The organism is Devosia sp. A449 (assembly GCF_054489375.1).
In genome coordinates this window covers 1-13,286 of record NZ_JBTMWU010000002.1, presented here as the reverse complement: position 1 = coordinate 13,286, position 13,286 = coordinate 1, and the positions used below count along the sequence as shown (strand labels likewise).

General features: G+C 64.2%; 12 protein-coding genes. 10 read left to right on the top strand and 2 right to left on the bottom strand.

Features of this window, described 5'->3' with window-relative positions; translation table 11 throughout:
- Positions 1-8: 8 nt before the first annotated feature.
- On the bottom strand, positions 9-1,103 hold the full coding sequence (locus tag ACX3OW_RS05850; RefSeq protein ID WP_459094824.1) for a Gfo/Idh/MocA family protein: 1,095 nt from the start codon (positions 1,101-1,103) through the stop codon (positions 9-11).
- 83 nt (positions 1,104-1,186) lie between these two features.
- Here ACX3OW_RS05850 and ACX3OW_RS05845 point away from each other — a divergent pair, with 83 nt between their 5' ends.
- Genes ACX3OW_RS05845 through uxuA form a run of 3 tightly spaced genes read left to right on the top strand, consistent with a single transcriptional unit; the run spans position 1,187 to position 3,783 of the window.
- Positions 1,187-1,384: a hypothetical protein gene (locus ACX3OW_RS05845; RefSeq protein ID WP_459094823.1), complete on the top strand. Its 198-nt coding sequence runs from the start codon at positions 1,187-1,189 to the stop codon at positions 1,382-1,384.
- 10 nt (positions 1,385-1,394) lie between these two features.
- Complete coding sequence (locus ACX3OW_RS05840; protein WP_459094822.1) at positions 1,395-2,483, top strand: ABC transporter ATP-binding protein; 1,089 nt, start codon at positions 1,395-1,397, stop codon at positions 2,481-2,483.
- 46 nt (positions 2,484-2,529) lie between these two features.
- The gene (uxuA, locus tag ACX3OW_RS05835) at positions 2,530-3,783 is read left to right on the top strand and encodes a mannonate dehydratase (protein WP_459094821.1); all 1,254 of its coding nucleotides are present in this window, start codon (positions 2,530-2,532) and stop codon (positions 3,781-3,783) included.
- Between the two features lie 7 nt (positions 3,784-3,790).
- Here uxuA and ACX3OW_RS05830 read toward each other — a convergent pair whose 3' ends face one another.
- Positions 3,791-4,732, bottom strand: a complete 942-nt coding sequence (locus ACX3OW_RS05830; RefSeq protein ID WP_459094820.1) for a sugar-binding transcriptional regulator — start codon at positions 4,730-4,732, stop codon at positions 3,791-3,793.
- A 190-nt stretch (positions 4,733-4,922) separates the two neighbouring features.
- Here ACX3OW_RS05830 and ACX3OW_RS05825 point away from each other — a divergent pair, with 190 nt between their 5' ends.
- The 7 genes from ACX3OW_RS05825 to ACX3OW_RS05795 all read left to right on the top strand — a co-directional run.
- The gene (locus ACX3OW_RS05825; protein ID WP_459094819.1) at positions 4,923-6,398 is read left to right on the top strand and encodes a sulfatase-like hydrolase/transferase; all 1,476 of its coding nucleotides are present in this window, start codon (positions 4,923-4,925) and stop codon (positions 6,396-6,398) included.
- 33 nt (positions 6,399-6,431) lie between these two features.
- A complete protein-coding gene (locus ACX3OW_RS05820; RefSeq protein WP_459094818.1) occupies positions 6,432-7,508 on the top strand; it encodes an ABC transporter substrate-binding protein in 1,077 nt (358 codons plus the stop codon).
- A gap of 4 nt (positions 7,509-7,512) precedes the next feature.
- On the top strand, positions 7,513-9,267 hold the full coding sequence (locus tag ACX3OW_RS05815) for an ABC transporter permease subunit (RefSeq protein ID WP_459094817.1): 1,755 nt from the start codon (positions 7,513-7,515) through the stop codon (positions 9,265-9,267).
- Positions 9,268-9,280: 13 nt separating this feature from the next.
- Positions 9,281-10,360, top strand: coding sequence for an ABC transporter ATP-binding protein (locus ACX3OW_RS05810; protein ID WP_459094816.1), 1,080 nt, complete (start codon positions 9,281-9,283; stop codon positions 10,358-10,360).
- A gap of 49 nt (positions 10,361-10,409) precedes the next feature.
- Positions 10,410-11,450, top strand: coding sequence for an NAD(P)-dependent alcohol dehydrogenase (locus ACX3OW_RS05805; protein WP_459094815.1), 1,041 nt, complete (start codon positions 10,410-10,412; stop codon positions 11,448-11,450).
- Positions 11,450-12,406 carry a formylglycine-generating enzyme family protein gene (locus ACX3OW_RS05800; protein ID WP_459094814.1) on the top strand — a complete coding sequence of 319 codons (957 nt, stop codon included), beginning with the start codon at positions 11,450-11,452 and terminating at the stop codon, positions 12,404-12,406. The genes ACX3OW_RS05805 and ACX3OW_RS05800 overlap by 1 nt, the downstream gene beginning before the upstream one ends.
- A 14-nt stretch (positions 12,407-12,420) precedes the next feature.
- A partial coding sequence (locus tag ACX3OW_RS05795; protein WP_459094813.1) for a sulfite exporter TauE/SafE family protein occupies positions 12,421-13,286 on the top strand: 866 nt, incomplete at its 3' end.

Below are 13,286 nucleotides of genomic sequence, written 5' to 3'. Positions count from 1 at the left end.
TGCCGCTCTCAGCCGCTGGCGGCGACCCGCTGATCGGCTTCCGGCAGCCAGGAATGATACAGCGGATGATCCGGCATGATCGGCATTGGCGTCGCCTGCCCGGTGCGCTGCGAGTGATAGGCAGCGGTCACCAGTTCGAGCGAATTGCGCGCATCCTGCAGGGTTACCGGCGGGTCCTTATCCTCCATGATCGCCTGGTGGAACAATTGGAACTGACGCGTATAGCCATCTTCGGTCGGCACATAGCCCGCCAGCGCATCGTCAACCCGCTTCTGGTGTTCCGGGGTGCCGGCGGTAAAGACCCAAGGATCGCGCCCCACAGTATAGGGCTCCAGAATGCTCTCGGCGACCAGATCATGGAAGCAGAAACGCAGGCGCGAAATCTCCTTGCGCGATCCCAGCGTCATCGACAGCGTGGCCAGCGAGCCATTCTGCATCTTGACCGCCAGGGCCATGGTGTCCTCGACCTCGATCTTGTTCACCAGGGTTGCCCCATAGGCAAAGATCTCGCTGCAGGCGCCGTGGATATAATTGAGCATGTCATGGGCGTGGATGGCGTGCCCGAGTAGCCCGCCGCCCAGTTCAGTCGCCCATTTGCCGCGCCACGGCACTTCGTAATAGGCCGGGCCGCGCCACCAATGGGTCTCGATGGTGGTCATGAACGGCTTGCCGGTCAGCCCCATTTCGATCAGGCGCTTGAGCTTCTGCAGCCCGCCACCATAGCGGTACTGGAAGATCGGCATCAGCTTCTTGCCCGAGGCGGCGACGATGCGGCTCATTTCGTCGACATCGGCGATGGAGCCAAAGAGCGGCTTTTCGCAGATGACGTGCTTGCCCGCCTCGATGGCGCGCTTTGAAAACTCGAAGTGGGAATCGGGCGGCGTCGCCACGTCGATAATGTCCAGATCATCGCGCGCCAGCAGCTCGTCGACATTCTGGGTATAGCTGCCAATGCCGTATTGCTGGCACAGGGCCTCCCCGCGGTCGGCATCGAGCGAGCAGAGCACGGGGACTTCGAAAAGCTCCTTGTTCCAGTCATAGCCGACCATATGGCGGGCCGCGATTCCGGCGCCGATGACGCCAACACGCAATTTTTTGGTCACGATAGTTCTCCTGCTTATTGGCGTGCGGTGATCTGCACCGCTTTGGTCTGCGCTTCGAGCGACAGCCGGCAGACCTCGAACACATGATGCCACTGATCGTGCTCAACCGGCGCGAGGTTTACACCCTCCAGCTCGCCCTCAATTCGTTCCAGAGCGAATTCGAGGTTCGCTACGACCTGTTGCTGGCGATGACAACGCTGACCGCGCTGCCCCTGGCCTGCGCCTTCATCTTCCTGCAGCGCTACATCACCACCGGCATCGCTTCCACCGGCATCAAGTGAGTTCGATCCCATGGCAAATCTCAGCCTGACCAATATCAAGAAGTCCTTCGGTTCCGTCGAAGTCATTCCCGATATCAATCTCGAGATCGAGGACGGCAAATTCGTCGTCTTTGTCGGCCCCTCGGGCTGCGGCAAGTCCACCTTGCTGCGCTTGATCGCCGGGCTCGAAGACGCCAGTGGCGGCGATATCCGCATCGATGGCGAGAGCGTCATGCAGGTGCCGGCAGCCGATCGCGGCGTGGCCATGGTGTTCCAGTCCTATGCGCTCTATCCGCATATGACGGTGCGGCAGAATTTGAGCTTCGGGCTCGAAAACATCCATATGCCCAAGGATGAAATCAACCGGCGCGTCGAGGCCGCCGGCAAGCTGCTCCAGATCGAGACCCTGCTCGAACGCCGCCCACGGCAATTGTCCGGCGGGCAGCGCCAGCGTGTTGCCATCGGCCGGGCCATCACCCGCGACCCGAAGATTTTCCTGTTCGACGAACCGCTGTCCAATCTGGATGCCGAGCTGCGCGTGTTCATGCGGCTGGAAACCACCAAGCTGCATGAGCGGCTGGGTAACACCATGATCTATGTGACCCATGATCAGATCGAGGCCATGACCATGGCCGACAAGATCGTGGTGCTGCGCAAGGGCGTCATCGAACAGGTCGGCGCCCCGCTCGACCTCTATAACCGCCCCCGCAATACTTTCGTCGCCGGCTTCATCGGCTCGCCCCGGATGAATTTCGTCGAGGGCATCATCAAGACCGTCACGGCCGATGCGGTGATTTTTGCCGCCCCCGGCCTGCCCGAACTCACGCTGCCGGCGTCATCGCATGACCTCACGGCTGGCGCCAAGGCCACCCTGGGCATCCGCCCCGAGGATTTCGCGCTCAACCCGGCCGGAAGCCAGGGCTGGCCGGCCACGATCAGCCTCGCCGAACAGCATGGCGCCAACAGCTTCCTGCATTGCACGCTGGCCAATGGCGAGCCGATCCTGGTGCATGAGCAAGGCCAGAGCCAGGTCGGGCGCGGCGACACCATGATGCTGGGACCAAAGCCCGGCCATTGGCACCTGTTCGACGCCGACGGCCTGCGCGTCGATATCCAATGACGACGCCGTCCGATCGTCCTCTCCCGTTCGCCCTACAGAGTACACCATGAAGCATGCCTGGCGTTGGTTCGGTCCGAGCGATACCGCACGGATCGATGATATCGTACAAACCGGGGCCACAGCCATCGTCACCGCGCTGCACCATGTGCCCGATGGCGCGGTGTGGACGCCCGACGAAATTGCCAGGCGCCAGCACCAGATCGCCCACCGCAGCGATGGCACCCCGTCGGGGCTGCGCTGGGAGGTGGTCGAAAGCCTGCCGGTCTCGGAAGACATCAAGAAGCAGAAGGGCGAATGGCGCCGCCACATCGCCAATTACCAGCAGAGCCTAGAACATCTGGCGGCGGCGGGGGTGTTCACCGTCTGCTACAATTTCATGCCGGTGATCGACTGGACCCGCACCCAATTGAATTGGCGCGTGGCCCATGGCGGCACCTGCATGCGCTATGACGCCATCGATTTTGCCGTATTCGACATCTTCCTGCTCCAGCGCCGCGGCGCCCGTGAAGCCTTCCCGGCCGAGATTGTCGACGCCGCCAGCGCGCGCTTTGCCGGCATGACCGAGGCGACCAAGGCAGGCATCGCCAGCAGCGTCATGGCGGGCCTGCCCGGCGCCGCCGACACCCTCTCGCTCGACAAGGTGCGCCAGCATCTGGCTGAATATGGCGCCGTAGCGCCCGACCGCTTGCGGGCCAATCTGCTCGATTTCCTCAACGAGGTGGTGCCCGTCGCCACCCGGCTGGGCATTCGCCTCTGCTGCCACCCCGACGATCCGCCGTTTCCCCTGATGGGCCTGCCCCGCATCATGTCGACCGAAGCCGATTTCCGGCTGCTGATCGACGGCGTCGACGCGCCCGCCAACGGCATCACCCTCTGTTCCGGCGCGCTCGGCGCCCGGCCCGACAATGACCTGCCCGGGATGATGGAGCGGCTGGGCCACCGCGTGCATTTCCTGCATTTGCGCAATGTCCGGCGCGAGACCACTGCGGTCGGCGGCTCGTTCTACGAAAGCGAACATCTCGACGGCAGCGTCAACATGGTGGCACTCATCGCCGCGATCCTGCGGGAGGAACAACGTCGCCGTGCCGCCGGAAGAGCCGACCACACCATCCCCATGCGCCCCGACCATGGCCAGGACATCCTCGACGACATCGGTCGCGGCGCCCAGCCCGGCTACCCGCTGATTGGGCGGATGAAAGGCCTGGCCGAATTGCGCGGCGTCGAGACCGCGCTCCGCGCCGGCATCACCGAATTCGAACCGGCCCATGCGGTCCACCTCGAAGCCGGCCTGCCTGTTTGAGCTGGGGTCAGGCAGCATCCACCAGTTGGAGAATGGCCCGCGCGCAACGCTCATGGGTAATCAGCGTCTTGACGATGCCGCCGCGAATGGCGCCCAGAATGGCGTCGGCCTTTTCGGCGCCGAACGCCAGGCAGATCACCTCGTTGCAACTTCGCAATTGCTCCAGATTGACCCCGATGGCGCGGCGGGAGAGCGACGTTTCCACCGCCCGGCCATCGGCGGCATAGGTCATGCCGCAAATTTCGCCGATAGCCTCACCGGCCCGAATTTCGGCGATTTCCTGTTCGGTCAGCGAGTGCCAGAGCGAGGTCTGGCCGTCGCGCAGCGCCCCCAGCCCGATGACGGCGGTGGTCACCTGCTCGAACAGCGCCGCCGCCTTCTCCACATCGGCCTGCCGACGCATCGCCTGCGCCGCCTCGGCGTCACTGGCAATCAGCGGCGCATAGAAGGAGTGGCTGGGGCTATTTGAAATGCGGGCAATGGAATGCACCATTTCCACCGAGGTCTGCCCCGATACCGCGCCGGGCCAGGCGCCGGCCAGCTGAACCACCGCACCATTGGCAAAAGGCTGCAGATTGCGTGTCATCGCTTCGGCCACGCGGGTCGAGGCGATGCCCAATATCTGGCTCGTGCTCGCCAAATCGCGAATCGTGCTCGCCGCCACCTTGCCGATACTGTCCAGCATCAGCTCCAGATCGTCGCCGGTGTCCTTGACGATGACGGCGCCCCTGAGGCCGGTGCGCGCCTGCAGCGCCGCCGACAGCTCATAATCGATCTCGTCCACCGGATAGGTGAACTCGATCCGCACGATGCCATCGCGCACCGCCCGCTCGATCAGCCGCGCCACCCGGAAGCGGCTGATTCCCAGTTCGTTGGCGATCTCCGACTTGGACAGCCCGTCGAGATAGAAGCGACGCGCGACCGATGTGCTGAGGATGGTCTCGCTCATCGAAGTGTGCATTCAAGGCCCCGCTAAATCATTACCCGCTCATATGAGCAGGCTTTCCACAGCCGACAACCCTAAAACTGTTGAATTATGTGGAATATTCGCCTCATTCCGCATATTCGGCAGCTTGACAGCCGCTCATTTGTATAGCTCAAATGATTTACGTTGTGCTCATGTGCGTGAATATAGCTTTATGTCTGGCAATCGCGTCTCTCCCAATATCCTCGTCCTGATGACTGATCAGCAGCGCTTCGATGCGCTGCGTTGCGCCGGCAACGCGGATATCGTGACCCCCAATCTGGATCGCCTGGCATCACGCGGCGCGCGGTTCGAGACCTGCTACGTGCAAAATCCGATCTGCAGCCCCTCGCGCGCCAGCTTTACCACCGGGCTTTATCCGCATGCGCATGGCCTGTGGGCCAATGGCGCCGAGCTGCCGCTCGACCGGCCAATGGTTTCGCGCACTCTGGCCGATGCCGGCTATGATTGCGGCATGGCGGGCAAGCAGCATCTTGGCCCCTGCGCCAATGGCAATGAGCGCCGCCGCGACGATGGCTATCGGGTATATCAGTGGTCGCACGACCCCATCCATCGCTCGCCGGACAATGCCTATCATCTCTGGCTGCGCGACAAGCACCCGGCGCTCTGGGCCTCGCTGGGGCTTGATCAGAACGAGTCGGCCGAGGCCGGCAATATCGCCAAGGGCGCGACGCCGATCGATCAGGTGCCGGTCAACGCCCATTACAGCCACTGGATCGCCGAAGAAGCCATCGACTTCATCGCTCAGGACCGCGATGGCCCCTTCTATTTCATGGCCAATTTCTTTGACCCCCATCACCCCTTTGGCGCGCCGGCCGAGTTCCGGGCGCTGTATGATCGCGATGCGCTGGCCGGGCCGTTCATGGCCGAGGGCGAGTTGACCAACAAGCCCGCCGTCCAGGCCGAATATCACCTCAAATCCTATGGCGGCCATGCGCCAGGCTATGTCGAATATAGCGACGACGAGCTGAAGGAAGCGCGGGCCGGCTATTACGCCATGGTCTCCATGCTCGACGCCGAAGTCGGCCGCATTCTCGACGCGCTGGACGCCAGCGGGCAGAGCGAGAATACGCTGGTCATCTTCACCTCCGACCACGGCGAACTGCTCGGCGACCATCAGCTGATGCTCAAGGGGCCGATGCTGTATGACGCGCTGGTGCGGGTGCCGCTGCTGGTCTGCTGGCCGGCCCAGATTGCCCCCGGTCAGGTGCGACCCGAAATCGTGCAGAATATCGACATCACCGCGACCCTGCTCGCGGTGGCCGGTGCCGCCAACGCGCAGCCGACGCAAGGCGCCAGTCTGATGCCGCTGCTGTCGGGCGAGGATGCCCCGGACTGGCGCAGCTGGGCCATCGCCGAATATCGCGACAGCGGCCACACCGCCACCCCGCCGGTCCACACCACCATGCTGCGTTCGGACAACCTCAAGCTGGTGGTCTGGCATGGCGAACCCGCCACGGGTCGGCCGCATGAAGGTGAGCTCTACGACCTGGCGGTCGACCCCCATGAGCTCAACAATCTCTACAACGACCCCGCCTATGGCCAGGCTCGGGATCGCATCAAGGATCTGCTGCTGGATGTGCTGGTCGCCAATGAATGGCCGCGACCGCCCCGGCATGCCCAGTGGTAACCACAAGCCTTTTTACACGGAGGAGAACGTCAATTGAAACTCAAACACCTACTGCTTAGCGCTGTCGCTGTGCTGGCCATCACCCCGGCCATGGCGCAGGAACAGGTGATCATCGCCCACGCCGCCGGCATCAATGGTGCCTCGGTCGAGGAGGTCATTGCCGCCTTTGAAGCCGACACCGGCATCAAGGCCATCGGCGTCACCATGTCGGACACCGATTATGGTGCCAAGATGCAGCTGGCAGCCCGCACCGGCAATGCCGATTTCGACGTTGCCCTCGGCATCGGCAGCGACATTTACGAGCTGACCCGCGACGCCGGCATCTATGCCCCGCTCGACACCTCGGGCTGGAATGCCGACGTGCTGGCCGCCATGCAGGGCGCCGGACTGGTCGGCGACGACTACGCCGTCTCGCAGGACACGGCCGCGCTGATGGTCTATTCCCCCAAACTCGCCGACAATCCGCCCCAGAGCTGGGCCGATTTCTTTGACACGGTCAACTGGCCCGGCAATCGGGGCCTCGCCTCCGCTGGCCTGGGCGTGCCGGTCAATATCGAATATGCCCTCGCCGCCGATGGCGTTGCCGCCGACGCGCTTTACCCGCTCGATATCGAGCGCGCCTTTGCCCGCCTCGAAGCCATTTCCGACAATATCGTGCTCTGGGACAATGCGCCCAAGGGCATCCAGGATCTGGTCAATGGCGACACAGTGATGACCTGGTCCTATGCACCCGCCGCACTGGCCGCCGTCAAGAACGGCGAAGATGTGCTGCTGGCCGCCCCGGCCGGCACCGTCGTCACCCGTCAGCTCGGCGTGGCGATGTCCAAGGGTCCCAATGGCGTCGCCGCCGCGCAGACCTTCCTGGAATGGTGGTTCCGCCCGGAAAACCAGGTGCAATACACTCGTGGCACCAATAATGGCATCGTGGTCCCGTCGCCCCTGGTGCTTGAGCAGTTCACCGCCGAAGAGCGCGCCTATATGCCGTTCTCGGGTGAGCATCCCGAAAATTACCACACCCTGGGCTATGACTATTATGCCGAGCAGGGCGACCTGGGCCAGAGCAACCTCGCTCTGACGCTGGACGCGTGGAACGAATTCCGGGCCCGCTAACATCATGGCGTCGAACTCCAACACACGGTGGGGCAGCTCCTGGCTGCCCGCCGGCCTAGCGGCGGCGCGGTCACCCGCGTCGCTTGCCCTGCCCGCCCTGCTTTTTGTTGGCCTGTTCGCGCTATGGCCGATCGCGCAATTTCTGGTCGACAGCCTGAAAAACGGCCAGGACTGGTCGCTGCTCCAGTTCCAGCGCTTGCTGGTGAGCGGCAGTTTCCACGCCGTCCTGGCCAAGACCCTCACCGTCGCCGTGTCGGTGACGGCCATCTGCGTCCTGCTCGCCTATCCGGTGGCCTATGCGCTGGTCCGGGTCAGCGGCCGAGCCAAAGCGGTGCTGATCGGGCTCATCGTCCTGCCCTATCTGACCTCCGTCATCGTCCGCACCTATGCCTGGGCCGCCATTCTCGCCCTGCAGGGTCCGATCAATTATGTGCTGCTGGGGCTGGGTGTGGTGTCCGAGCCGATTCTGCTCGGCCACAGCGATTTCGGCACGATTATAGGCATGATCCACATCCAGCTCCCCATTGCGGTGCTGACCATGTGGTCGGCCATGGAAAAGATCGACGCCCAGCAGCTCACCGTTGCGGCCAGCCTGGGTGCGCCGCGCACCGAGGGCTTTTTCACCGTCTATCTGCCACAGTCGCTGGCCGGGGTCGGCTCCTCCGCCACGCTGATCTATATCCTGTCGCTGGGTGCCTATGTCATTCCGCAGACGCTGGGCGGCACGCGCGGCCTGCTATTCGCGCAAATGCTGGTCGATCAGGCCACCACGCTGCTGAACTGGAACCTGGCCGCCGCCATGGCGGTGATCATGCTGTTTGCCGCCGCCGTTCCGGTGCTGGTGCTGGCCTTGCTGCGCCAGGCCCGCGAGCACGTGCAAATCCGCCAGCATGCGGCCGGCGGTGCCGGTTCCTGGCTGAGCAAATTGCTGCTCCCCCTGCTCAATGCCATTCCGCCGCGGCTCTGGACCTGGGCCTGGATGGGAGCGGCCGGTCTGGTGCTGGCCTTCCTGCTGCTGCCCGAACTGGTCATCCTGGTGTTCTCCTTCGGCCCGGAAAAGCAGATCAGCTTCCCGCCGCGCTATTTCACCCTGGATGGCTATACCAACACGCTGAGCGATCCCTCCTGGATGGCCCCATTGGGCCGCAGCGTCACCTATGCCGCCATCGATGCGCTGATCGCCACGGTGCTGGGAACCCTGGCCGCTTACGCCTTCGCGCGCAGCAGCAAGAACTGGAGCAGCATCGGCATGGTGTTGCTGGCCCTGCCGATTATCCTGCCCGAGATCATCATCGCCATCAGCTACTTCATCTTTGCCAACCGCATCGGGCTGTCCGGCTCGCCGCTGGGCATTGTGATCGGCCAAGGCGCGGCCGCTGTCGGCCTGGTCGTGGTCATCCTGTCCGGGATCATGCGCCAGCTCGATATCAGCCTGGAGCACGCCGCCATGATGTCCGGCGCCTCGCGGCTCCGCGCCGTCTGGGATGTGGTGTTGCCTCTGGCGGCGCCGGGGCTTGTCGTCGGCTTCGTCTATGGCTTCCTGCACGCCTTCGACAATCTGGTGTTGCCGCTGTTCATCGCCGGAACCAACGACACCGTGACGGTGCGGATGTTCCTGTCGCTGCAGGAAGAGCTGACCTCCTCGCCCGCGGTCATTGCCTCCTTGCTCATCGCGCTTTTGGCCCTGGGGCTTACCGGGGCGCTCATGCTCGGGCGTCGGACCGGCAGCAACATCCTGCCGATTCCGGGTGCAAAATAAGAAAGGGATTGAAATGGTCGATCCACAAACCACTCGCCGCCCCGGTTTCGTCCGCTTGGAGGGCATCCGAAAGACCTATGGTCAGGCCGTTGCATTGGACGATGTCAGCCTCGACATCGCCGAAGGCGAATTTCTGACGCTGCTCGGCCCATCCGGCTCCGGCAAGACCACCTGCCTGCGGGCCATTGCCGGCATGCTCAGCCCCGATAGCGGGCAGCTGACCATCGCCGGGCGCGACGTGTCCTCCATTCCGATGCACCGCCGCAATATCGGCATGGTGTTTCAGAACTACTCGCTGTTCCCCCATCTCAATGTCGGCCAGAACGTCGCCTATCCGCTCAAGGTGCGCCGCGTCCCCGCAAACGAGATCCAGCAGCGCGTCGAGCGGGCGCTCGATCTGGTGCAGTTGGGCAAGTTCATTTCCCGCCGCCCTTCGGAACTGTCCGGCGGCCAGCAGCAGCGCGTCGCCCTGGCGCGGGCCATCGTTTTCGAGCCCGACGTGCTGCTGCTCGATGAACCGCTGTCGGCACTGGACCGGATTTTGCGCGAGGAAATGCAGCTCGAACTGCGCCGCATCCATCGCGAGATCGGCACCACCATGATCTGCGTCACCCATGACCGCACCGAGGCCCTGACCATGTCGGATCGCGTCGTGGTCATGCGCAATGGCCGCATCGTGCAGGACGCCTCCCCGCGCGAGATCTATCTGCGCTCGGGCTCGCGTTTCGTCGCCGAATTCCTCGGCGAAGTGAACGTCCTGCCCATGACGGTGACCAATGCCGCCGAGCTGGCCGACGAGGCCGGGCGCAAAATCACCCTCGGCAACGCCGCGCCGGGTGCCCCCGGCACCCCGGTCGATCTGGTGGTGCGCGTCGAGCATGTCGGCATCGCGCCGGCAGGCGGCGCTGCCACTCCCTGGCAGGGCAAGGTGGTTGATGCCCTGTTCCTCGGCGACTGCATCCGCATGACCATTGCCTGCGGCACCCACAAATTGGTTGCCCGCGTGCCGATGGAACGGGCCAGCGGCCTCGAAGCCGGCATGACCGTCGACCTCGATCTCTGCCTGCAGCCACCCATGGCGTTCGCGCGCTAACCGGGCCGGCCACTGGCCGCTCAACCGATATTTTCGGGAAGGAAAATACATGTCTCTGGCTTTGGTGCTTGAGGAAAAAGGGCAGCTGGCGCTGCGTGACTTCGATATCGGCCACACGCTGGGCGCAGATGATGTGGAGATTGCCATCCACACCGTCGGCATCTGCGGCTCCGACGTGCATTACTATACCCATGGGCGCATCGGGCCCTTCGTGGTCGAACAGCCCATGGTTCTCGGCCACGAAGCGGCCGGCACGGTCACCGCCATTGGCGCCAATGTCAGCGACCTGCGCGTTGGCGACCGGGTTTGCATGGAGCCGGGCATTCCCGATCTGACCTCGCGGGCGTCCAAGCTGGGCCTCTACAATGTCGATCCCAGCGTGCGCTTCTGGGCCACGCCGCCCATTCACGGCTGCCTGACCGAGCGCGTGGTGCATCCCGCCGCCTTCACCTTCCAGATCCCCGACAATGTGTCCTTTGCCGAAGGCGCCATGGTGGAACCCTTCGCCATCGGCATGCAGGCCGCCGCCAAGGCGTCGATCACTCCCGGCGATGTCGCTCTGGTCATCGGCGCCGGCCCCATCGGCGTGATGACGGCGCTGGCCGCGCTGGCCGGTGGCTGCGCCCGCGTGCTCATCTATGATGTGGTCGCCGCCAAGCTGGAAGTTGCCGGTCGCTATGCCGGCATCGTCGCGCTCGACCATCGTGGCTCGCTGGTCGATCAGGTCGCCGCACTGACCGGCGGCTGGGGCGCCGACGTAGTGTTTGAATGCTCGGGCCACCCTTCGGCGTTCAAGACCCTGTTCGCCACTCCGCGCCCCGGTGGCTGCGTGGTCTTTGTCGGCATGCCGGTCGATCGCTTCGATTTCGATCTGGTCGCCGCCCAGGCCAAGGAATTGCGGATGGAGACGGTGTTCCGCTACGCCAACATGTATCCGCGCGCCATCGAGCTGATCGCCTCGGGCAAGGTCGACCTCAACCCGCTGATTTCCAAAACCTACCCCTTTGCTGACTCGGTCGCCGCCTTTGACCGCGCTGTCGAAGGCCGGTCAACCGATATCAAGCTGCAAATCTGCCTTGAGTCTGCTTGATGGGTGACGACGGATCGGCCGCCAAATCCTGTTGCTCCGCCAGCCGCGGTTCCGGCACCGTCACGCCTGAACCCGCTGCGGTCGGCCGGGGCGGCCAATCCGTCGACGCCATTCATTTCCCCCGTGCCACCGGCCTGGTCGGCACCAACCAGCCCATCTTCGCCGCCGATGGCGAAAGCCCCAGACGAGCGGTGAAGCTGGCGGCCTTCCGTCTCGAGGCCGAGACGGTGACCAATGCGCGCTTCGCGGCCTTCGTGGCCGAAACCGGCTACGTCACCGAAGCCGAACGCTTCGGCTGGGCGCCGGTGTTTCGTGGCCTGCTCGGCCCCATCCCGCCGGCCGCCTCGCCCGGCGAGTTATCCTGGTGGGTCAAGGTCGAAGGCGCCTGCTGGCAGTCCCCCGAAGGGCCGGGCTCGAACCTTGCAACGCGTCAGGATCATCCCGTAGTGCAGGTCTCATGGCGCGATGCAAAAGCTTTCGCCGAATGGTGCGGCGGCCGGCTGCCCAGCGAGGCGGAATGGGAACATGCGGCGCGCGGCGGCCTGGCCGACCCCAAATTTCCCTGGGGCGACGACGAACCCGATGACCAGACCATCCATGCCAATATCTGGCAGGGGCAGTTTCCGCATCACAACACCGCGGCCGATGGCTATTTCGGCACCGCGCCGGGCACCGCCTTTGCCCCCAATTGCCAGGGCCTCTACAGCATGATCGGCAATGTCTGGGAATGGACGGCCGACCCGTTTCGTATCCGCTCGGCCAGCCTGCAGGCGCGGCGCCGCAACGACATCGCCACCCAGACCCAGGAAAAGACGCTCAAGGGCGGCTCGTTCCTCTGTCACATTTCCTATTGCTATCGCTATCGCATCGCCGCGCGCATGGCGCTCACCGCTGACTCCTGCGCCAGCAATGTTGGGTTTCGCGTCGCCTATGGCGTCCAGACCGCCACTCGTTAACGTCTGCCCCCATCATGAACATCTATCTGCCGATCGCCGAGCTGTCCGTGAACCTCTTCTTTCTCGTGGGGATCGGAGGGGCGGTCGGGTTTTTGTCGGGCCTGTTCGGGGTTGGCGGCGGCTTCCTGCTGACGCCCCTGCTGATTTTCTCCGGCGTACCGGCCCCGGTGGCGGTGGCCTCGGTCACCGGCCAGGTGGTGGCGGCCTCGACCTCGGGGGCGTTGGCGCATTACCGGCGCGGTGCCGTCGATCTGCATCTGGCGCTGTATCTGGTGCTGTCCGGGGTGCTCGGCGCCTTTGGCGGCGTGGCGGTGTTTGCCGTGCTGCGCGACGCCGGCCAGCTCGATCTGGTCATCTCGCTCGGCTTTCTCATTCTGCTCGGCTCGGTCGGCTCTCTGATGCTGGTCGAATCCACTCGCGCCATTCTCAAGCAGCGCCAGGGCGTCGTGGTGCGCGAGCGCCTGCCCAACCAGCATAACTGGATGCATGGCCTGCCACTGCGGGTCCGGTTCAAGAAATCCCGGCTCTATATCAGCGTGCTGCCGGTGCTGGTAATCGGCCTTTTTATCGGCTTTGTCGGCTCGCTGCTCGGCGTCGGCGGTGGCTTCATCATGGTGCCGGCGCTGGTCTATCTGCTGCGCGTGCCGGGCAATGTCGTCATCGGCACCTCGCTGGCCCAGGTGGTGGCGATGATGGCGGCGACCACCATCCTGCATGCGGTGCAGAGCCAGAGCGTCGACATGATGCTGGCCTTTTGCCTGATGGTGGGCGGCACCGTCGGCGCCCAGTTCGGCGCCTCGGCCGGCAAATATCTGCGCGGTGAACAATTGCGGGGCCTGTTGGCCTTGCTGGTGCTGGCTGTCGCCATCCGCTTCGGCCT